General features: G+C 66.9%; 16 protein-coding genes. 9 read left to right on the forward strand and 7 right to left on the reverse strand.

Annotation, left to right across the window (positions count from 1 at the left end; all coding sequences use genetic code 11):
• Nucleotides 1–180: 180 nt before the first annotated feature.
• Both trkA and AC3WUM_RS10350 read left to right on the forward strand, forming a co-directional pair.
• Nucleotides 181–1,554 carry a Trk system potassium transporter TrkA gene (gene trkA / locus AC3WUM_RS10345; RefSeq protein WP_492410201.1) on the forward strand — a complete coding sequence of 458 codons (1,374 nt, stop codon included), beginning with the start codon at nt 181–183 and terminating at the stop codon, nt 1,552–1,554.
• 12 nt (nt 1,555–1,566) lie between these two features.
• Complete coding sequence (locus AC3WUM_RS10350; RefSeq protein ID WP_492410202.1) at nt 1,567–3,054, forward strand: TrkH family potassium uptake protein; 1,488 nt, start codon at nt 1,567–1,569, stop codon at nt 3,052–3,054.
• 65 nt (nt 3,055–3,119) lie between these two features.
• Here AC3WUM_RS10350 and AC3WUM_RS10355 read toward each other — a convergent pair whose 3' ends face one another.
• Together AC3WUM_RS10355 and AC3WUM_RS10360 are read right to left on the reverse strand one after the other, a co-directional pair.
• Nucleotides 3,120–3,716: a glutathione S-transferase family protein gene (locus AC3WUM_RS10355; RefSeq protein ID WP_492410203.1), complete on the reverse strand. Its 597-nt coding sequence runs from the start codon at nt 3,714–3,716 to the stop codon at nt 3,120–3,122.
• Nucleotides 3,703–4,125 carry a VOC family protein gene (locus AC3WUM_RS10360; RefSeq protein ID WP_492410204.1) on the reverse strand — a complete coding sequence of 141 codons (423 nt, stop codon included), beginning with the start codon at nt 4,123–4,125 and terminating at the stop codon, nt 3,703–3,705. The genes AC3WUM_RS10355 and AC3WUM_RS10360 overlap by 14 nt, the downstream gene beginning before the upstream one ends.
• A 99-nt stretch (nt 4,126–4,224) precedes the next feature.
• Here AC3WUM_RS10360 and AC3WUM_RS10365 point away from each other — a divergent pair, with 99 nt between their 5' ends.
• Nucleotides 4,225–5,115, forward strand: a complete 891-nt coding sequence (locus tag AC3WUM_RS10365) for a LysR family transcriptional regulator (RefSeq protein ID WP_492410205.1) — start codon at nt 4,225–4,227, stop codon at nt 5,113–5,115.
• Between the two features lie 150 nt (nt 5,116–5,265).
• Nucleotides 5,266–6,207, forward strand: coding sequence for a homoserine kinase (locus tag AC3WUM_RS10370; RefSeq protein WP_492410206.1), 942 nt, complete (start codon nt 5,266–5,268; stop codon nt 6,205–6,207).
• Nucleotides 6,208–6,267: 60 nt separating this feature from the next.
• Here AC3WUM_RS10370 and AC3WUM_RS10375 read toward each other — a convergent pair whose 3' ends face one another.
• Nucleotides 6,268–11,979: a Calx-beta domain-containing protein gene (locus AC3WUM_RS10375; protein WP_492410207.1), complete on the reverse strand. Its 5,712-nt coding sequence runs from the start codon at nt 11,977–11,979 to the stop codon at nt 6,268–6,270.
• A gap of 240 nt (nt 11,980–12,219) precedes the next feature.
• Here AC3WUM_RS10375 and AC3WUM_RS10380 point away from each other — a divergent pair, with 240 nt between their 5' ends.
• Nucleotides 12,220–13,503, forward strand: coding sequence for an MFS transporter (locus tag AC3WUM_RS10380; RefSeq protein ID WP_492410208.1), 1,284 nt, complete (start codon nt 12,220–12,222; stop codon nt 13,501–13,503).
• A gap of 70 nt (nt 13,504–13,573) precedes the next feature.
• On the opposite strand, the gene AC3WUM_RS10385 is transcribed toward AC3WUM_RS10380, so the two are convergent.
• From AC3WUM_RS10385 to dmeF, 4 genes are all read right to left on the reverse strand, one after another.
• Nucleotides 13,574–16,396 carry a M36 family metallopeptidase gene (locus tag AC3WUM_RS10385; RefSeq protein ID WP_492410209.1) on the reverse strand — a complete coding sequence of 941 codons (2,823 nt, stop codon included), beginning with the start codon at nt 16,394–16,396 and terminating at the stop codon, nt 13,574–13,576.
• A 259-nt stretch (nt 16,397–16,655) separates the two neighbouring features.
• Nucleotides 16,656–17,072, reverse strand: a complete 417-nt coding sequence (locus AC3WUM_RS10390) for a PaaI family thioesterase (protein ID WP_492410210.1) — start codon at nt 17,070–17,072, stop codon at nt 16,656–16,658.
• Nucleotides 17,073–17,141: 69 nt separating this feature from the next.
• Nucleotides 17,142–17,900: a sulfite exporter TauE/SafE family protein gene (locus AC3WUM_RS10395; RefSeq protein ID WP_492410211.1), complete on the reverse strand. Its 759-nt coding sequence runs from the start codon at nt 17,898–17,900 to the stop codon at nt 17,142–17,144.
• Between the two features lie 19 nt (nt 17,901–17,919).
• Nucleotides 17,920–18,984, reverse strand: a complete 1,065-nt coding sequence (gene dmeF, locus AC3WUM_RS10400; RefSeq protein ID WP_492410212.1) for a CDF family Co(II)/Ni(II) efflux transporter DmeF — start codon at nt 18,982–18,984, stop codon at nt 17,920–17,922.
• A 228-nt stretch (nt 18,985–19,212) separates the two neighbouring features.
• Between dmeF and dapF the strand changes: the two genes are divergently transcribed.
• From dapF to hslV, 4 genes are all read left to right on the forward strand, one after another.
• Complete coding sequence (gene dapF, locus AC3WUM_RS10405; protein WP_492410213.1) at nt 19,213–20,052, forward strand: diaminopimelate epimerase; 840 nt, start codon at nt 19,213–19,215, stop codon at nt 20,050–20,052.
• On the forward strand, nt 20,040–20,732 hold the full coding sequence (locus tag AC3WUM_RS10410; RefSeq protein ID WP_492410214.1) for a DUF484 family protein: 693 nt from the start codon (nt 20,040–20,042) through the stop codon (nt 20,730–20,732). Before dapF ends, AC3WUM_RS10410 begins: the two co-directional genes overlap by 13 nt.
• 178 nt (nt 20,733–20,910) lie before the next feature.
• Entirely contained in the window at nt 20,911–21,159 is a 249-nt protein-coding gene (locus AC3WUM_RS10415; protein WP_492410215.1) for a hypothetical protein, read from the forward strand.
• 181 nt (nt 21,160–21,340) lie between these two features.
• The gene (hslV, locus tag AC3WUM_RS10420; RefSeq protein ID WP_492410216.1) at nt 21,341–21,883 is read left to right on the forward strand and encodes an ATP-dependent protease subunit HslV; all 543 of its coding nucleotides are present in this window, start codon (nt 21,341–21,343) and stop codon (nt 21,881–21,883) included.

A 21,883-nucleotide genomic window follows, 5' to 3' on the forward strand; every position in this document is an offset into this window, starting at 1 on the left:
AAGCTGCCCGACCGAGAGCTGAATCGGTTCGCAGTTTGCACGAGTGGCCGATCGGCGCCCTAGAGTATTTGCATCATCGGGCCGCTAGCCCTGCGTTGGCCCGTAAGGGCGTTCTTGCACCGCAACAATACCGGGCGTAAGGTTCGCGCCCATCGTGTCCCGAATCCGACCGTTGGCCGAGTGAAAATCATCATCCTGGGTGCTGGGCAAGTCGGCGGTACGCTGGCTGAAAACCTCGCGAGAGAATCGAACGACATCACCGTCGTCGACAAAGACCCCGCCCATCTGGCCGAACTCGGCGAGCGGCTCGACATCCGCACCGTCCATGGCTTCGCTTCCTACCCCGAGGTGCTGCGCCGGGCCGGCGCCGACGATGCCGAAATGGTCATCGCGGTCACCGACAGCGACGAGACCAACATGCTCGCCTGCAAGGTGGCCTACACCCTGTTCCAGACGCCGACCAAGATCGCGCGCGTGCGCTCGCAGGAGTATCTGCGGGACGGCAAGCTGTTCGAGCAGGACGCGCTGTCGGTGGACCTGCACATCTCGCCCGAGCAGCTCGTCACCGACTACATCCATCGGCTGATCGAGTACCCGGGTTCGCTGCAGGTGGTGGATTTCGCCGACGGCCGGGTGCGGCTGGTCGGTGTGAAGGCCTATTACGGCGGCCCGCTGGTGTCGCGCCAGCTCAAGGAACTGCCGCAGCATCTGCCCGACATCGAGGCGCGCGTCGCGGCCATCTATCGGCGCGGCCGGCCGATCCTGCCCGAAGGCGACACCATCATCGAGGCCGAGGACGAGGTCTTCTTCATCGCCGCGAGCGAGCACATCCGCCGGATCATGTCGGAGCTGCGCAAGCAGGACAAACCGGTCAAGCGCGTGATGCTCGCGGGCGGCGGCAACATCGGCCTGCGATTGGCCAAGGCACTCGAAGCGCAGATGCAGGTCAAGATCATCGAGCGCAACCGCGATCGCACCACGTATCTGTCCGAGCAGCTCTCGCGCAGCATCGTGCTGTGCGGCGACGCGGCCAACGAGCAGCTGCTGCTCGAAGAGAACATCGAAGACGTCGACGTCTTCTGCGCGATCACCAACGACGACGAAGCCAACATCCTGTCGGCGATGCTCGCCAAGCGGCTCGGCGCGCGCAAGGCGCTGTCGCTGATCAATCGCCTGTCGTATGTCGACCTCGTCGAAGGCGGCGCGATCGACATCGCCATTTCGCCGCAGCAGTCGACGGTGTCGGCCCTGCTCGCGCACGTGCGCCGTGGCGACGTGGTGCGCGTGCATTCGCTGCGTCGCGGCGCGGCCGAGGCGATCGAAGCCGTCGCGCACGGCGATCGCAAGAGCAGCAAGGTGGTCGGCCGGCGCATCGAGGAGATCAAGCTGCCGCCGGGCTCGACGATCGGCGCGGTGGTGCGTGGAGACGAGGTGATCATCGCGCATCACGACACCGTGATTCAGGCCGACGACCACGTGATCCTGTTCCTCGTCGACAAGAAGCACACGCGCGACGTCGAGCGGCTGTTCCAGGTCGGCGTTTCGTTCCTGTAAGCGGACGCGCCCTTGTACAGCGACTACAACCGGCGTTCGAATTCGGTCAGGCGCTTCGTCGCGGTGCAGCGCATCGTCGGCCTGCTGCTGATGCTGTTCTCGCTGACCATGCTGCCGCCGATCGGCGTCGACCTGCTCTACGGCGAGAACAAGTTCCACGCCTTCGTCGCGGCGATGTGGATCACGCTGATCACCGGCACCGTGATCTGGCTGCCCGCGCGCAAGGTGCGCAGCGAGCTCAAGGTGCGCGACGGCTTTCTGATCACGGTGCTGTTCTGGACCGTGCTCGGAACCTTCGGTGCGATTCCGTTCTACTTCACCGATTCGGCCTGGCACAGCGTCACCGACGCGGTGTTCGAATCGGTCTCGGGGCTGACGACGACGGGCTCGACGGTGGTCGCGCAGGGCGTCGACGAGCTGCCGCATTCGCTCAACTACTACCGCGTGCAGCTGCACTGGCTCGGCGGCATGGGCATCATCGTGCTCGCGGTCGCAGTGTTGCCGATGCTCGGCGTCGGCGGCATGCAGCTCTACATGGCCGAGACGCCCGGCCCGATGAAGAACTCCAAGCTCACGCCGCGCATCACCGAGACCGCGCGCGTGCTCTGGCTGGTCTATGCCACGCTCACGGTGATCTGCGCGCTGGTGTTCTGGGCGCTCGGCATGAGTCCTTTCGATGCGATCTGCCATGCGTTCTCGACGCTGTCGGCCGGCGGCTTCTCGACGCACGATGCGAGCATCGGCTACTTCAACAGCTTGTCGATCGAGATCGCGACGATCGTGTTCATGCTGATCGCGGCGAGCAATTTCACGCTGCACTACATGGCCTGGCAGCGGCGCAGCCTGAGCGTGCATCTGCGCAACGGCGAGTTCCGCACCTTTCTGACGTTGTTCGCGGTGTTCGCCGTGTTCGTCTGCGTGCCGCTGATCGCCTACGGCACCTATACGCCCGGCGAGGCGATCCGCCACGGCGTGTTCCAGCTTGTCGCCTACGGCACCGACGCGGGCTTCGCGACCGCCGATCCGACGAACTGGCCGAGCTACACGCCGCTGCTCGTGATGATCTCGAGCTTCATGTTCGGCTGCTCGGGTTCGACCGCCGGCGGCGTCAAGATGATCCGCCTGATCCTGTTCGTGAAGCAGGCGCTGCGCGAGCTGCAGCGGCTCGTGCATCCGAGCGCGCAGCTGCTGATCAAGATGGACGGCAAGACGGTGTCGAACGACATCGTCTACGCGGTCGGCGGCTTCTTTTCGGTCTACGTCGGGCTCACCATCATCCTGACCTTCGCGATGGTGGGCACCGGGCTCGACACCGTCACCGCGTTCTCGGCGGTGGCCTCGTCGATCAACAACGCCGGCCCGGGTCTCGGCTCGGTCTACGCCAACATGGCCGGCGTCAGCACCGCGGGCAAGTGGATCATGATCTTCGCGATGCTGCTCGGGCGCCTGGAGATCTTCACGCTGCTGGTGGTGTTCACACCGGCGTTCTGGCGGCGCTGAGCCTGGCCTGCTGGAGGCTCGCGAGCTGGCCTCGATGCGTCGGCGCTGACCTTCGTCGCTCCGTGTCAGGCGACCTTCGGCATGGCGATGTAAAAGGGCAGACTTCTCACGCGTTCGATCCACGATCGAATGGCGACGTATTCTTCCAGGGACAATCCGCCCTCGGGTGCCGCGGCAACATAGGGGTACATCGCGATATCGGCGATCGTCGGGCGATCGAGCTCCAGCCACTGTCGTGAGGCGAGGTGAGTTTCGAGTGCCCGGAAAAGGCGCTCGGAAATCCGCGAGGTCATTGCCCGGTCGGCCGGATAACCGAAATGCTCGGCCCCTCTTGCCAAGGCGGGTCCGAAATTCACGTTGGCCGCAGCTGTGCCCAGCCACTGACACACGCGAGCCGCCTGCGAAGGCTCCGTCGGCAACCACGCTTCACCGCCGTACTTTCGCGCAAGGTAAATGAGGATCGCCCCGGAATCGTGAAGGACGAGCGACTCGTCAACGAGGACGGGCAACTCGCACAACGGGTTCAGATCGCTGACGGGTGGACGCAGGTGTTCACCCGCAAGCAGATCGACGGTGATGACCTCGAGGTCGAGAGAGAGGATCGAGGCGAACAGTTTGATTTTGTGACAGTTGCCTGACCAGGCGTAGTCATAGAGTTGCATGCGTTGCTTCCTCGGAAGTCGGTTCAGTGAATTCAATAACGTTACCGTCGGGGTCCCGAATAAAAAGAAACTTGCGTCGTTCGAAAATCAGCGGACCTTCCGTGATGGCGATCTGCTCTGCCTCCAGCCATCGCGCCAGCTCGTCGATATCGTCGACGACGAGACAGGGATGCGTCGTACCGGGGAACTTGATCACTTCGTCGAGCAGGATGTTCTTTCGCTCCGGCCTGCGGACGGCATTGAAGATGAGGTTCAGATAGACGCCGGTCGCGCTGCGCAGCTCGCAGGCCGAGAACTCGGGGAAATCCGCTGTGCATGCGAAGCCGAGGCGACCGTAGAAAGCAAGCGCCTCCGTTCGGTCGGAGACCCGGATTCCGACATGGTCGTAACCGCGGATGGTGGGAGGCATACGGGAGGCTCGGTCGAGTACGCCTCGAATCTAGCTTGACGCTGGTCGTGAGAGAATCCTGGCTACGAGCACTGGACTCATGCAGAAAGTGGAGTAATCGTGGATCGCCTGGCCGCCATGCAAACCTTCGTCCAGATCGTCGACGCCGGATCACTCTCGGCAGCGGCCCGAAAGTCGGGGCGGTCTCTCGCCAGTACGGTCCGGACCTTGGCGGCCCTCGAGGCCCACCTCGGGGTTCGGCTCATCGAACGTACGACGCGCCGGATCAGATTGACGGATGAGGGTGCGAGCTATCGGGAGCATGCGCGTGCGGTGCTGCGGCTCGCCGACGACGCGGACAACGCCGTTTCGGATCGTCGACGGAGGGCGGCGGGACAGCTCACCGTTAGCGCTCCCCTGGTATTCGGGCGTCTTCACGTGGCGCCGGCGATCCTGCGTCTGATCGACAAGGAGCCGGACCTGTCCGTGCGTCTGATCTTGACCGATCGCGTGGTCAACCTGGTTGAAGAGGGATATGACGCGGCCGTGCGCATCGGCGTGCTGCCGGATTCGAATTTGCGCGCGATTCCGCTTGGGACGACGCGCTGGCTCTACTGCGCCAGCCCCGCCTATCTCAAGCGAAAGGGCATTCCTCGATCTGAACAGGCTTTGGCCGGGCACGACTGTCCCCACCTGGAGGGCGGCGGGAATCTCCAGCGCGGGTATTCACGCTTCGTCTGCAACGCTGCAGACACGCTGGTCGACGCGGCGCTGTCGGGCCGGGGCATCGTCCGCGTGCTGAGTTACCAGGTGGCCGAGCATCTTCGCCGGGGTCGCCTGCGCGAGGTTCTCGCGGATGCGTCTTCGACGCCCCTTCCGATCAATTTGATGTTCGCCCATCCCCATCTGATGGCCGCCCGCCTGACCGTGTTCCGGGACGCGCTTCTTCGGCTGCAGGGGTCGCTGGACTTTCTGCAGGACCGCGATCGGAAGACGCGGACCAGATCGTGAGCTTGTCTTCCGCAATGAGGAACCCGGAGAAGTTAGACTGAACGTCCTAAGTTGGCCGAGACGAATGCACCACGCAGGCTCGGAACGAGTCGCGGCATTCATGCCGAAGCGTTGCAGTAAAGCCCGTTAATACAAATTTTCACTATAGAAATGAGCGTCTTCACCAAAGTCAGCCACAGCGAGTTGCAGGACTTCCTCAAGCAATATCCGGTGGGTGAACTGATCGGGTTCCAGGGCATCGGCGAAGGGGTCGAGAACACCAATTATTTCGTCGATACCACCGACGGGCGCTGGGTGCTGACGCTGTTCGAGCGGCTCAATGTCGCGGACCTGCCGTTCTTTCTCGGCCTGATGGATCACATCGCCTCGCGCGGCCTGCCCGGCGCGATGCCGGCGCGCACGCACGCAGGCGAGAACCTGGTGTCGCTCAACGGCAAGCCGGCCGCGCTCGTGCGCCGCCTGGTGGGCCAGTCGGTGCTGTTTCCGACGCTCGAGCAGTGCAAGCAGGTCGGACGCTCGCTCGGCGAACTGCACGTGGCCACCGCTTCGTATCTGGGCCAGTGCGAAAACTCGCGCGGTATCGCCTGGCGCGAGAGCACCGGCCGCGGCCTGCTCGCGCACGTCGACGCGGACACGCGCGCGTTGATCGAGGACGAGCTGCGCGCCCAGGCCGCGCTCGACTGGAACACGCTGCCGCAGGGCGTGATCCACGCCGATCTGTTCCGCGACAACGTGCTGTTCGTCGATGACCGGCTCACCGGACTCATCGATTTCTACTACGCCTGCAACGACTCGCTGCTCTACGACCTCGCGATCACGCTCAACGACTGGTGCACCGAACCCGAAGGCGCACCGAACGAGGCGCGCTGGAACGCGATGGTGACGGCGTATCGCTCGCGTCGCGGCATCACGGCCGCCGAGATCGAGGCCTGGCCGCTGGTGCTGCGCGCGGCGGCGCTGCGTTTCTGGCTGTCACGCCTGTGGGACTGGACTTTCCCGCGCGAAGGCGACGTCGTGCACATGAAAGATCCGAACGCCTACCGGCGCATCCTCGAACACCATCGCACGCACGCGCCGATTGCGCTGGTCTAGAAGCGCGTGAGGCGTGAGGCGCCACTGCGGCCGCCGTTCGCGCCTCACGCCTCTCAGGTTTCAGAAGCCGTACTCGATCGATCCGTACAGCGGATAGAAGCTGCTGCCCTGGCCGGGTACGTAGGCTTCGGCGCCGAAGCCGATTCGCAGTTTCCCGAAGCCTGCGAGCAAGCCGATGGAGCCGTTCGCGCCGAAGCCGTGATCGCGCCTGCTCACGCGTAGGCCTTCGCCTTCCACCACCGCTTTCTGCCAGCCGTAGCCGAGGCCTCCGCGCACGTCGAGGAACAGGCGCGACTTGAGCGGAATCAGCGGACGCAGGCTCAGCGAAACGCCGCGCGACGCACCGGGCAGCTCGTCGACGATCGCATTCGCAATGCCTTGCGCGTCGGGGCTCGCGCTGCTGATGCGCGTGCGGTACTCGCCGAGATCGTAGGCGGCGAATTCGATCGCGTAACTCGGCATGAGCCACCAGCCCGCGTAGATCGCGCCATAAGCGTCCCGATGCTCGGTCTTCACCTGGGCGTCGTAGCCCGCCGAGGCGAGTTGATCGCGCAGCAGCGCATCGCTGATGTCGATGTGCGCCGGGCCACCGCGCACACCGGCGTACCAGCGCGGTGATTCAGGCGCCGCGTCGGCTGCGCTCGCGAACATCGGCAGCAGCGCGAGCAGGCCCGCTGTCAGTGTCGCGATCAGCGTCTTGCCCGAACGGCGCAGCAGCGCGGCGAAGCCGAGCAGCGCGATCAGTCCACCACCGAAAGCGCCACCGCCCGACTTGCCTTCGAGCTCGCTGCGATCGTCGTCGACGATCGTCACCGTGATCGAACCCGGCGTACCGATCATCGCGCCGCCTTCCGGTGCGGACAGCGTGAGCGTGAACTGCTCGTTGCCTTCGGCCAAGCCATCGTCCGCGATGTTGATCGCGATGGTCTTGCTCGCGCCGTCGCCGGCGGCCCAATTCAGCACGCCGCTCGCCGCTTCGAAATCGCTGCCCGCGCTCGCACTGCCGTTCTGCGTCGCATAGCGCACGCGCACCGCACCATCGCTGCCGCCGACGCGATTCACGCGCAGCACGATGCGGCCCGAGGCTTCATCGACGCTCGCACTCGCCGCGTCGAAGCGCAGTGCGCCCGGTGTCGGCTGCGGCGCGAGATCGTCGTCGACGATGGTGACGTGGCCGCTCGCGATCTCGCCGAGCCCCGCGCCGGTCGGCTGCGACAGCGCGATCACGAAGCGCTCCGCGCCTTCGACGAGCGTGTCGTCGGCGATCGCGATCGTCACCGTCTTCGGCGCGACATCGCCATCGGCCCATTGCACGAGCGTGTCGGTCGCTGCGTAATCGGCTGGCGACGATGCGCTTTCGTCCGCGGTGACCAGGCGAACACTTGCTGCGCCGTCGCCTCCATCGCTGCGCAGCAAGCTGATCTGCACCGACCCCGCGTTCTCCGCGATGGCGTAGTCGATCGCGCTCAAGGCGATCGAGCCCGGTCGATACGGCGCGTCGTCGTCGCCGATCGTGAGGCGTGCTTCGGCGAGGCCCAGTGTGGCGCCGCCGGTGGGCGCGGACAAACGCAGCGACACGGTTTCGTCGGGCTCGTCGACGTTGTCGTCGACGATCGGAACGAGCACGGTCTTGGGCGTCGTATCGCCATCGGCGAAGCTCACCTGCGTCGTCACGTCCTGATAATCCGCGCCGGCGGTGGCGCTGATCGCCGCGGTGCCGAAGCTTGCGGAAACCGCACCGGCACTGCCATCGGTGCGCGTCACCGTGATCGCCGCATGACCTGCATTTTCGTTCACACGATAATCCGCGAGCGCGAATTGCAGCGTGCCCGGCGACGGCGGCGCATCGTCGTCGATGATGCCGACCACGATGCTCGACGGCGCGCCGATCGCGGCACCGCCGCTGGCTTCGGACAAGCTCAGGCCGAAGCTTTCGGTGGGTTCATTGAGGCTGTCGTCGAGGATGCGCAGGGTGACGGTCTTGGTGCCGGCTTCGCCGTCGGCGAAGCTCACCACGGTGTCGACGGCTTCGTAATCGGAGCCCGCGCGCGCGGTTCCATCGAAGCTGCGCAGGCGCACGCCGACGGCCGATTCGCTGCCCTCGCTGCGGGTGATGCCGATGCTCACGGTGCCGGCCGATTCATCGACGCGCAGCAGCTCGTTCGCGAAGTGCAGCGAACCCGCGCGCAGGCTGTCGTCGCTCGTGATCGTCAGTGTGTGCGTGCGCTGCTCGCCTAGCGTCGCGTTCTCGGGCGTTTGCAGCGAGAAAATCAGGGTTTCATCGGGCTCGACACGCGTGTCGTCGACGAGCGCGATGTCGATCGCATGTTCGGTCGCGCCGGGCGCGAAGTAGACGCGATCGGAAGCCAGGCCGTAATCCACGCCGAGTTCCGCAGTTCCGGCCAGCGAGTACAACGCGTAGATCGCGCGGCCACTCGGTGCGGACAGACGCGCGATCACACGGACGATGCCGTCGGCCTCGCTCGCGATCGAGCTCGCCTGCGCAAAGCTCAGCGCGGGCGGCTCGTCGTTGTCGACGATGTTCACGCGCATCAGATCGAGTTCGCCGATGTTCGCGCCGCCGTCGGCGCCCGTGAGCGTGAGTTCGAACTGCTCCTCGTCCTCGTCGAGCGCATCGTCGGTGATGCTCACGAATACGGTCTTGGTCGCCGCATCGCCGTCGGCGAAGTTCACGCGTGTTTCGAGCGGCAGATAATCCGAACCCGACCGCGCGCTGCCGTTGCGCGTGCGCACGAGCGCGCTGACCGCCCCATCGCTGCCGCCGCTGCGCGTGACTTCGATGCCGAGCATGCCCACGTTCTCGCCGACTTCGACGCTGCTGACCGCGAATTGCAGCGTGCCCGGAACCGGCGGCTCGTCGTTGTCGTGGATGTACACGTCGGCCTGGTCCTCGTCGACTTCGGCGCCGACGACGTCGCTCATGCGGACGCGCACGGATTCCTGATCTTCGACAAGCGTGTCGTCAATGATCGGAACGCGCACGGTCTTGGGTTCGACGTCGCCGTCTTCGAACAGCACGATCGTATCGACCGGCGTGTAGTCTTCGCCCGCGGTCGCGTTGCCGTCGACGGTGATCACGCGCGCGCTGACTTCGCCCGCGCTGCCGCCGGTGCGCGTGATCGTGACGATCGCGTCGCCGTCGCCTTCACCGATGCTGTACTCGCTCGGATCGAAGCTCAGCGTACCCGGCGAGGGCGCGTCGCCGATCTGCAGGATCGCCTTGTTCGGCTCACCGAGTACACCGCTGGGACTGCCGAGCGTGAGGTTCACGGTGCGTCCGCCGCCGCCACTCAGGATCTGCACTTCGTAAGTCTTGCTGCCGGATTCGCCATCGAGCCATTCGAGCGTGCCGCCCGAGGTTCGATAGTCGCCGCCCGGATGCGCGGTGCCCGCGGTGCTGCCGTAGTTGACGCTGAAGGCGCCGGCGCTGCTGCCGCTGCGGCTCACGCTGATCGTCGCGCGCGTTCCGCTGCCGCCCGGCGTGGTGAAGCGCGCGCTCGTGAACTGCGCGCTCGAATCGGCGATCGCGTTGAGGCGCGTGACGAAGCCGTCGGTGCCGCCCGTGGGCTGCGCCTGATATTCGCCGCCTTGCGGGGAGGTCCAGAAGCCGCGGCCGAAAGTGCGACCGGCGACGACGACGCTACCGTCGTTCGCGAACGCGAGCGTGCGTGCGATGTCTTCGAAGCCGCTGCCGAGCAAGCTCGAATAGAGCAGCCGCGAACCGTCGGCCGAGAACACCGAGACGAAGCCGTCGCGCGCATCGGAGCTGGTGCTCGCATCGCTGCGCGACGCGGCCTGCAGCGAACCCGCCGTGGTCGGGAACGCGCGCTCACCGAAGTGGCTGCTGTAGCCGGCTGCATAGACCGAGCCGTCCGCATGCACCGCGAGCGCTTCGACCGATTCCTCACCGGAGCCGCCGATCAGCGTCGACCAGACCAGGCTCGCGCTGCCCGACAGCGTCGGGTCGATCTTGAGCACGAAGCCCTGCGTCGAGGCCGGATCGCGATTCGGGTCGTAAGCTCCCGGCGTGGTCGGAAAGCCCGCGAGCCGCGAGCTGTAGCCGCCGACGTAGGCACGGCCTTGCGCGTCGACCGCGAGCGCCTGCGCGCGATCGGGCCCGCCGCTGCCGAGCAGGGTCGAGTATTTGAGCGTGCTGCCGTCGAGCGAGAGCAGCGAGAAGAACGCATCGGAGTCTCCGTTGGTGGTCGTGTCGTAGCCATTCGGCGTGGTCGGGAACGCGCGCCGATCGGGGCTCGAAAAATCGAGTGCGGACCAGCCGGCGAGGTAAATGCCTTCGCTGCCGAGCGCGAGCGCGCGAATCTCCTCCTTCTCGGTGCCGCCGATCAGCGTGCTCCAGATCAGGTCGGCCGCCCCGGCACCGGCCGGATGCAGCTTGGCGACGAAGCCGTCGTAGTCGCCGTTGGCGCTGGTGTCGTAGGCGCCGTCGGTGACCGGAAAGCTGGCGCCGAAGCGGTTGTCGGCCTGGCCTGCGAAATAGATGTCGCCGGCCGCGTCCGTGGCGATGCCGTAGACGATGTCCAGTGCGCCCGCACCGCCGAACAGCGTGCCGTAGAGCAGTTGCGAGCCGGTCGGGTCGAGCTTGGCGATGAAGGCGTCGCCGACGTATTTGCCGGCGGTTTGATAGGCGCCGTCGGTGACCGGAAAGCCGCTCGCACCGTCCGCGCGCGTGGTACCGCCGACGATGATGTTGCCGTCGGCGTCGGTGGTCAGCGCGTAAGCCGCGTCGTCGCTGTTGCCGCCGATGTAGGTCGAGAACAGCAGCTCGCCGAGTTCGTAGTCGAGCTTGGCGACGAAGGCCTCCTGGTTGCCGCGGCAGAGCGTGTCGAAGGCGCCTTCGGTGACCGGAAAGCTGAACGGCCCGCCGCTCGAGGTCTGGCAACCGCCGATGCCGGCGACGATCACGCCGTCGGCGACCGTGGTGACCGCGTACAGGTCATCGCCCGCGACGCCGCCCAGATACGTGGAGTAGCGCAGCACCGGGTCGATCACGAGCTCGCGGCTGCGATCGTAGTCGCCGAGCTCGAAGCGCAGCGCGAAACCCTGGTCGGTGGTTTCGAGCGCATAGCCCGCGACGACGGGTTCGGCGCGCCCGTCCGCGCCGAGCTGATACGCGAACGGCCGATGCTGCGTCAGCGTTTCGCCGGCCAGCGTCAGCTGCAGATCGCCGGCTTCGTCGAGCTGCGCCGCCTGCGCGCCGCGGATGTCGATGACGATGCGCCGAGGATCGGCGTTCGGGGCCACTTCGAAGTCGTATTCGAGCTGCCGATCACGGCCGTAGTAGATCGCGTCGATGCCCGGATAGACCGCGCGCTGGCGCAGCTGGCCGTAGGTCGGCAGCTGCGTGCGCCACTGCGACGGATCATTGCCGAGCAGGTAGTTGGCGCGCGCCTTGAGCGGCTTTTCGGCGGCCGGCAGGCTCGTCGTGGCCGCGCGCAGGCGCAGGTCGAGATCGTGCAGTTGATCGTCCGGACCGCGCAGGCGCAAGGTCGCCGAGCGTCCGTCGATCGCGAGCGCGTAGCCGGCTCCGCGCGCCAGGTAGCGATCGCCGTGATGCTCGAACTGCAGCGGCAGCCGGGCCAGCCGTTCGGCGATCTCGCCATGATCCGGTGCCGGCGCCATCCGCGACGACGACGGTGTGACGGGCCGCTCGCCGAGGGCGAAGACCAGCAGGCCCAGGGCCGAAGTCGCCAGCCACAAGCCGCGGCCGGCAGTCGATTTGAAAAGCTCCATGATCCCGCTCTCCCACTCAAAACCAATGAGCCGGGCACGCTAGGCGGCGCGGTGTCGAGGGTCTTTGGGCGGGCCTGAGGGATTTCTGAGGTTTTCGTGAGGCCGGCGAAGAACGGACCCGCGCGAAGACGGCTGCGCGGCCTGCCGGTGGCCTGCTAGCCTTCGCGGCCGCCCGCCGACGAGTCCGGGCGGACACCGCAAACCAGCCGGCCCCGAGCGCCGGCGTGACGAGGACGCCGCATGTCGCAATCGAGCATCAACTCACCGTCCCGCGTGCTGCTCGCGAGCCTGGTCGGCACCACCATCGAGTTCTTCGATTTCTACATCTACGCGACCGCCGCGGTGCTGGTGTTCCCGAAGCTGTTCTTCCCGGCGTCGGATCCCACCTCGGCGACGCTGCAGTCGCTCGCCACCTTCGCGATCGCGTTCTTTGCGCGGCCGATCGGCTCGGCGCTGTTCGGGCATTTCGGCGACCGCATCGGCCGCAAGGCCACGCTGGTCGCCGCGCTGCTGACCATGGGCGGCTCGACCGTGGTGATCGGCCTGCTGCCGACCTACGCGAGCATCGGCGTGCTCGCCCCGGCGCTGCTCGCGCTGTGCCGCTTCGGCCAGGGCCTGGGCCTCGGCGGCGAATGGGGCGGCGCGGTGCTGCTGGCGACCGAGAACGCACCGCCCGGCAAGCGCGCCTGGTATGGCATGTTCCCGCAGCTCGGCGCACCGCTCGGCTTTTTGTGCTCGGGCGGCATCTTTTTGCTGTTGTCGGAGACGCTCACCGACGCGCAGTTCTTCAGCTATGGCTGGCGCATTCCGTTCGTGGCGAGCAGCGTGCTGGTGATCTTCGGCCTCTACGTGCGGCTGCAGATCACCGAAACGCCGGTGTTCCAGCAGGCGCTCGACCGCCACGAGCGCGTGAAGGTGCCGATGCTCGCGGTGCTGCGCGATCACCCGCGCGAGCTCGTGCTCGGCACGCTCGTCGCGGTCGCCACCTTCGTGCTGTTCTACCTGATGACGGTGTTCGCGCTGTCCTGGGGCACCTCGGCGCTCGGCTATGCGCGGCCGACGTTTCTGATGATCCAGCTGTTCGCGATCCTGTTCTTCGCGGCGACGATTCCGCTGTCGGCGAAGCTCGCCGATCGCTACGGCCGGCGCTTTTCGCTGATCTGGATCAGCGCCGCGATCGCCGTCTACGGCCTCGGTTTCGGGGCGCTGTTCGGCGGCGGCGATAAGGGCGTGGTGCTCGCGCTGACGATCGGCCTGGCGCTCATGGGCCTGACCTACGGGCCGCTCGGCACCATCCTGTCGGAGCTGTTCCCGACTTCGGTGCGCTACACGGGCTCGTCGCTGACCTTCAATTTCGCGGGCATCGTCGGCGCTTCGCTGGCGCCGTACATCGCCACCTCGCTGGCGACGAGCTATGGGCTTGCGAGCGTCGGCTACTACCTGAGCGGCGCCGCGCTGCTGACGCTGGTCGCGCTGCTGCTGACGCGCGAGACCAAGGACGAGGATCTCGCGCAGGTCGAGTGACCCTGGCGCCGTAAGAGAAAAAGCGCCGGATCTTCCGACCCGGCGCTTTTTTCATGCCTGGCTGAAACGCTCAGCGACGGCGACGACGCAGCCCCGCGGCGAGCAGCAACGGCAACAGCAGGCCGGCGCCGAACGCACCGCCGCCGCCACCACCGCTCGAGCCACCACCGCCGCCGCTACCACCACCACCCGAGGCCGGCGTGTCGTTCGGCACTTCGCCGAACTCGGTGAAGTCTTCCGTCACGCCGTCGTGGTCGCTGCTGTCGCGCTCGGGCGAGACAGCGTTCTTGCCGAGGCCGCGCAGCGCGAAGCCGTGGGCGCAGCGCAGGTAGTCGGCCTCGTTGACCGTCTTGGCGGCGGCGAGGATGCCGTCGCGCGCTTCGGTGTAGGTCGGCGACGCGGGCGTCGCCTTCAGGCCGGCGATGATGTAATCCATCATGTTGCTGCGGGCGTCGTCGAAGCTGCGCGCCGGGTTGTTGAGGATGCCCGCGTAGCACTGCCAGAGCGCGGTCGCCCAGATTTCGCCGGACGAATGCACTTCGGCATTGCCGGCGCCATCGGTGCCGTAGGCGATCGGCGCCTTGTCGGCCGGCAGCGCTTCGCCGGCCTTGATGTGCTTGAAGGTCAGCGGGTTCTTGGCGAAATCGGTCGAGTACGGAACGCGGCGGATGCCGAAATAGGCGTCGCCGGTCACGTACGCGCCCATGCCGTAGGCGCCCTGGTAGCGATCGTTGCCGGCCACTTGCTTGTCCTCCGGGCGCACCGACAGGATCATCGCCGAGAAGTCGCCCCAGCCCTCGCCCATGCTGCCGCCCTGGTTGTTGTCGAGGCCGGAGCCGTCGTTGACCAGGCGGTTGCTGACGTAGTGGAAGAACTCGTGGGCGATGACCTGGTTGTCGAGCGTGCCGTCGCGGTCGATCGAGGGATCGCGCTTGAGCGACATCGTCACCGTCTTGCCGGCCGCGATCGCGGCCTTGATCGCCTCGCCGGCGTCCTTGCGGATCATGATCGACGGAATCTGGTAGAGCTCGTCGGTGCTGACGAGGTCGAGCGGCACGTCGGCGTTGCCCATCGAGGTCGGGTCGCCGTCGCCGTTGTTGACGACGACGAGCGCGATCGCGCCCGAGATGCTCGCGAACTGCGCCTTGTTGGTGAAGTTGCAGTTGCCGCGGTCGATGATCGCGATCTTGCCGATCAGGTTCGGGTCCGGGATCAGGTTCGGAATCGGCAGCTCCAGACCCAGCAGCGGATCGGGCGGCGTCGACAAGCCGGTGCAGCCGTCGGTGACCGGATCGAGCTTGTCGTCGGCCACGGCGGCGTCCCCGGTCACCTCGAAGGTCTTGGGTCCGAAGCTCGCGCCGTTGAACTTGAGCGTGGCGACGCTTTCGGCCGGCGCGGTCACCTTCACTTCGCCGGCGATGGCGCCGTCGAACAGATACATCTGCATGCGCGGCGAGCTGCCGTCGGACGGCGTCGCCATGTTGGCGTTGTTGCGGCCCGAGGCGTCCTGGCCTTCGGCCTTGAGCACATCGCCTTCGACGCCGCCGCGGCCGAGGTTGGAGAGCTGCGCGTTGCCGGCCACTTCGTCGAAGCCGTGGTCGTACCAGGCGTCGTGCAGCCAGTTGTTGACGAAGAACAGGCTGACGTTGGCGGCCGCAATGGCGTTGTCGCCGGCCGGATTCTCGTCGCCGGTGATCGCGTAGTCGAAGGTGTCGGCGCTGGTGGCGGTGGCGCGGCTGTCGCCGGTGCCGGCCACGTAGCCGTCGCCCGGCGTCGGAACCGGCGTCACGATCGGCAGGAACACGCCGACGCCCGAGTCGATGTAGGCGTCGACGTTGTTGCCACTGGTGGTCGTCGCGCCGGCGTCCTTGATCCACGGATCGCCGTTCTCGATCGGCCCGTGATCGAGCGTCACGAGCGTGGACGCCGCGCCGACGCGCGGCGGCTGAGCGAACGGCGTGCTGCCCGTGTACGGCGCATAGCCGTTGCCGAGCGGCGAGTCGTAGGGCGTGTAGCGGCCGCTGGTGTCGGCGAAGGTCCGGTAGGTGTAGGCGGCTTCGTCGACGAGGTTCTTGCGGAACAGCATCGCGCTGCTGCTGCCCGAGATCACCAGTGAATACGCCATGCTGCCGCCGAGCTTGGATTCGCCGAACAGCTCGACGTAGTAGCCCGGCTCGAGGCGGCCTGCGCGCGGGTAGTAGACGCGCTTGACGCGCGGCTGGCGCAGCAGGCGCTGCGTGCCCGAAATCGCCGGAATCCCGAACAGCTGATAAGCGCCCTGGCTGACCGGGGCGCCGAGCAGCGTGGCCAGAAAGCTCTCGCCGCCGAGCTCGGTCCAGGCCGACACCACGGCCTGCTGCGCGCTGCGCGTGAAATCGGCCGGTGTGCCGGCCGCGTCGGTGGCGAAGTAGCCCGAGATCGCGACGAGCCGTCCGCTGCGATCGATCATCACGTTGAGGCTGCGGTTGAACACCTCGATGCCGTTGACGAGCTGCTTGAAGCGCACCACCGCCGGGCCGTTGCCGTTGTACTGCGAATCGGTGACCTGGGCCTCGGCGATCATCGCCTCGCTCAGCTCGAGCTCGGCGGCGTGGGCGCGCAGGTAATCGCGGGCCTGCGAGACGATCAGTGCATCGGCCTTGAGCGCGCCGACCGCGGGCACCGCTTCGTTTGCGGCCGCCCAGATGAAGGTCGGCTTGTTCATGCGCGCATCGAACCGCGAAGGCAGCGCGCCATTGCCGATCGCGGCGGCCTTGGGCTCGCTCGCTGGCGGAAGCTCGGCGCGGTAGGCGTCGAAGTTGGGCAGCGAGGCTTGGGAGACGCTCGCATAGGCCGAGCACAGGCCGACGAGCAGGCTTGCGCAGGATGCGCGCCGAAGCTTGAACAGGATCATGAAAAAGGAGTCCGAGATTCACGCCGCCAAGACGCTCGGGTCTCGCAGCGCGTGAGCAATTGGAACGGGCGCATCCCGCGACCGGGCAATCCGACATCGGCTGCATCGTCGGAGCGCAGGCTCGATCTCGAAAAGGGGAGAAACCCCCAAGGGTTCGGGGGTTCGGCGACGGCTGGGCTGGATTTACCTGTCGAGCGGTTCGGGTTCGTTGAACCGCCCTACGGTCCAGGCCTGCTCGGCGTTTCCTGTATCGGCCGATTCACGGCAGCACGTAGGTCGCGGTGACGAGCGCCGCCACGTCCTCGCGCGCGGTGGTGCGCACCTCGACCTGCATGACCGCCATGCGCCGGCCGCGACGCAGCACGCGCGCCTCGGCGATCACGTCGCCCGGCAAGGCCCGCGTGAGGAAGTTGCAGTTGAACTGGCTCGTCAGCGCCATTTCGTTCTGGTCGACGCCACCGGCCAGCAGCACCGCGTACATCGCCGCATCGGCGGCTGCCATCAAGACCGGGCCGGAGACCGAATCGCCTGGACGCAGCTGGCGCGGGTGATACGGAATGCGCACGCTCGCGCGGTCGTCCGCGACTTCGAGCACCTCGAGCCCTTCGTCCTCGGTGGACGGAAGTCCGACGCGAATCGCCTGCTGCACGTCGCCTGCGCTGATCAGGGTGGTCATTGCTCTATGCCTCCTGGTTTTTTGTCGTGTTCCTCGCGCGATCGACTCTACACCGGCAAGGTGAACGCTTCAGCCGCCCACGCGCAGCAGCCCGGCGACGCCGTCCCACAGCAGTTTGAGCGACAGCGCGATCAGCAGGCCCTTGAACAGCAGCGCGAACTGACGCTCGTCGAGATAGGCGTGCAGCCTGCGGCCGGTGATGGTGCCGGCGATCACCGCGACGCAGAGCGGAATCAGCACCTGCGGATTGGCGAATGCCGAAAAGCCCGCGAAACCATAGGCGAGCACGCGCAGCAGATGGCCGAGCATCTGCGTCAGCGCGAGCGTGCCGATGGTGGTTTCCTTGCGCCAGTCCGGACGCAGGAACAGCCTGCCGACGAACAGGCCGGTCGCGCCGACGAACAGACCGAGCGAGCCGTTGAGCAGGCCGGCGACGCTGAACAACACGGGCTCCGGAAGCTTCGAGGCGCCGCTGTCCGCGCTCGGCAGCATCGAGGCCAGGATCAGTGCCGCGAGCAGCAGCTGGGTCCAGTGCAGGTCGACGTGCTGTACCCAGGGCGCGAGCAGAAACGTGGCCGGCACCGAAGCGAGCAGGAACCAGCCCGTGGCCTTCCATTCGACGTGGCGCACATAGGCCGTCATGCGCGAGGCGTTCGAGGCCAGCTGCACGGCCGCGAACAGCGGAATCGCTTCCACCGGCGCGAGCCCGATCGCATAGAACAGGCCGATCAGCACGGTGCCGCCGCCGAGGCCGGCGACGCCCGACAGGGTCGAAGTCAGGAAGGCCGCGCCCGCCAGTGCGGCGACGAAGCCGAGGCTGTCGCTCACGCGTGAGCCCGGTGGATGTTCATGAAGCCCGGGCGGGCTCCACCTCGATGGTGACGTGGGCCAGGCCAGGCAGGCCGGCCAGGCACTGCTTGTATTCGGCCGGCGTCAGCGGCGCCACCGAATGCACCGACGCGATCACCGCGAACTTGCCCGGCGCGAGCCGCCACAGATGCAGGTCCGAAACCTGTGCCTGCGCGGCTTCGAGGCGCTGCTGGATGCGCCGCGCGAGCGACGGATCGACGCTGGCGTCGAGCAGGATCATGGCGGTGCGCCGGGCCAGCGACCAGGCCCATTGCAGGATCACGAGGCCGCCGACGATGCCGATGACCGGGTCGGTCCACTGCCAGCCCAGGTAGAGCCCGGCGAGCAGCGCCGCGATCGCCAGGATCGAGGTCAGCGCATCGGCGAGCACGTGCAGATAGGCCGAGCGCAGGTTGTGATCGGCATGCGAATCGTGCTCGCCTGCCTCGTGATCGTGATCGTGATCGTGATCGTGATCGTGATCGTGATCGTGATGGCCGTGGTCGTGCGAATGCCCGGCGCCGCCATGCAGCAGGCCCGCGCTCGCGAGGTTCACGAGCAGCCCGAGCACCGCCACGAGCAGCGCTTCGCCGTAGGCCACCGGCACCGGGCTGCGCAGGCGCTGCACCGACTCGATGATCATCAGCGCCCCGATCGCGCCGAGCATCAGGCTGCTCGTGAACGCCGACAGGTCGCCGATCTTGCCGGTGCCGAAGCTGTAGCGCGGGTTGCTCGCATGGCGACGCGCGAAGCCATAGGCGAACGCGGAGACGCCCAGCGCGGCCGCATGGCTGGCCATGTGCCAGCCGTCGGCGAGCAGGGCCATCGAACCCGACCAGTAGCCGACGGCGATCTCGACGACCATCGTCACCAGCGTCAGCGCCACCACCGCGATCATGCGGCGGCCGTTGTCGTGATGATCGTCGCCCAGGAAGGCATGGCCGCCGTCAGCCTCGCGCGCTGCCGGGCAGGCCGGCAGCTGGCCCGGCTTCGGCGCCTGGGCGGCGTGGTCATGGGAGTGGCCCCGATGAGGCCCCGGATGGGAATGGGAGTGAGCGGTCACGTGAGCAGGTGCGCGGGCAGGCCGACGCTCACAGTATGCCGCTGCGACGCTCGAACCGCAGATCGCCCCGGGGAGTGGACATCGGCGCGGCAGTCCCCATCATGTCGCCTCCGGCTCACGCCGGCATGAGAGTAAAAATTGATTGACGAAACATTAGTCAATAATTATTGCACAAGCATCCGGGCTGACCGGCCGGCCGTTCCACCCAAGCTGTCCACGCGAATTCCGATGAAACTGCGCTTCACCAAGATGCAGGGGGCCGGCAACGACTTCGTCGTCGTCGACGCCACGCGCGAGCGCTTCGCGCCGACACCGGCGCTGCTGCAGCGGCTGACCGACCGCCGCTTCGGCGTCGGCTGCGACCAGGTGCTCGTCATCGAGGCGGCCTCGACGCCGGATGTCGACTTCGACTACCGCATCTTCAACGCCGACGGCAGCGAAGTGGGCCAGTGCGGCAACGGCAGCCGGGCGTTCGCGCTCTACGTCGCCGAGAACGGCCTGTCCGACAAGCCGCGCCTGCGCGTACGCACGAGCACGTCGGTGATCGAACTGCAGCGCCTCGGCGGCAACCTGGTGCGCGTCGACATGGGCGCTCCGCGCTGGGCGCCCGAACAGGTCCCGCTCAGGCTCGCGCAGGCCGAGCGTTATCGGATCGACGTTCCGGCGTTCGGCACCGTCGAATTCGGCGCCGTCAGCATGGGTAACCCGCACGCGGTGATCGTGGTCGACGACGTCGACCGCGCGCCGGTCGAAGCGCTCGGCCGGGCCTTGCAGGCGAGCCCGGAGTTTCCCGAAAGCGTCAACGTGGGTTTTCTGCAGGTGCTCGGACGCGACGCCGGCCGGCTGCGCGTCTACGAGCGCGGTGCCGGCGAAACCCTGGCCTGCGGAACCGGCGCCTGCGCGGCGGCGGTCGTCGGCCGGCGCTGGGGTTTGTTCGACGACGCGGTGACCCTGAAGGCCCGTGGCGGCGACCTGCGGCTCGAGTGGGCCGGCGGTGCCGATGATTCCGTATTCATGACCGGTCCGGCCGAAACCGTATTCACCGGGGAGATCGAATGGCAGAAGTGAAGCAGCCGGCGGCGTTGGATGAAGAACAGGTGCTGGCCTACCTGAAGGCACGGCCGGATTTCCTGACGCGCCACCCCGAATTGCTCGAAACCCTGCAGCTGCAGCACACCAGCGGCTCGGCGGTCTCGCTGATCGAGCGCCAGGTCGAAGTGCTGCGCGGGCGCAGCCAGCGGCTCGAGGACCGGCTCACCCAGCTGCTCGAGAACGCCCGCGACAACGAGCGCCGGGCGACCAACGTGCATCGTCTCGCGCGCACGCTGATCCGCGCCCCGACGCTGGCGGCCGCGATCGTGGGTTTGCAGCAGTGCATGCGCGAGGACTTCGGCATCGACGAAGCCTGGGTCGGCGTGGTGCCGGGCCTGCTCAAGCGCAGCGACATCGAAGGCCTGCACCGGCTCGACGCCGAAGGCGCGGTCGCCAAGCAGTTCGAGAATTTCCTGCGCACCAAGCTCGTCGAATGCGGCCCGCTGTCCGAATCCCGCGCCAGGCTGCTGTTCCCGAAAGCGGCCGAATTGCCGCAATCGGCCGCGGTGGTGCCGCTCGAGCGCGACAAGAACCTCGGCATGCTGGTGCTGGCTTCGCGAGATCCGCAGCGCTTTCAGCCGCGCCAGGGCAAGCTGTTCCTCGAAATGACGGCCGAGCTGGTGGCAGCGGCAGTGCGAGCTAAGCTCGTTTCGTAGGCAATATCCTGCAAAACGCCGCCTAAAAGAGCTCAATCCGGCAAATAACTTGAGGGCTGGCCCTTACGGGATGCCTTACGTTCAGTTTTATCGGGCATAATCGCCGCTCGTTGCCATTCGGCGACGCCGCTGGCCGGCCTTAGCCAGCACACAAACCAACTGACCTGGGAGTTGTTCCATGAAACGTGAACTCGTGATTGCCCTGGGCCTCGCCTCTGTGCTGGCGCTGGCTGCGTGCAAGAAGCAGGAAGAAGTCGCCCCCCCGGAAGCCGCCCCCGCCGCTGAAGCGCCGGCCGAAGCTGCTCCGGCTGCCGAAGCGACCCCGGAAGCCGCTGCCCCGGCCGAAGCGCCGAAGTGCCCGACCGAATCCGATCCGAACGCCGCGTGCCCGGAATCGACCGCTCCGGCCACGCCGGCTGGCGAGTAATCGAGCGCCTAGCGTTTCGGTAGCAGTACCCACGAAGGCGGGAGGGCAACCTCCCGCCTTCGTCGTTTCTGGCGCCCTGGCACTGGCCGCAGCGGCATGGCGGAAGCGGTGGACCTTGGTTGAAAGACCGGCCGCCAGCCCCACATCAGCCGGACTCATAAAACGAGATCGAGTCCCGCTCATGAAACAATTCGACGGAACCACCATCCTCTGCGTACGCCGTGACGGCCAGGTCGCCGTCGGTGGCGACGGCCAGGTGTCGATGGGCAACACGCGCGTGAAGAACAACGCGCGCAAGGTTCGCCGCCTCTACGGCGAAAAAGTCATCGCCGGCTTCGCGGGCGGCACTGCGGATGCCTTCACGCTGTTCGAACGCTTCGAAGGCAAGCTCGAAAAGCACGGCGGCCAGCTCACGCGCGCGGCGGTCGAGATGGCCAAGGACTGGCGCACCGACCGCTACCTGCGCAAGCTCGAGGCGCTGCTGATCGTCGCCGACCGCGAGACCTCGCTGATGATCTCGGGCAACGGCGACGTCATGGAACCCGAGGCCCACGGCGTCATCGCGATCGGCTCGGGCGGCAGCTACGCCACCGCCGCGGCGCGCGCGCTGGTCGAGAACAGCGCCATGTCCGCCCGTGAAATCGTCGAGAAGTCGCTGCATATCGCGGCGGACATCTGCATCTACACCAACCACCATCTCACCGTCGAAACCATCGACGCCTGA

The organism is Hydrocarboniphaga sp. FW305-C-57 (genome assembly GCF_058783045.1).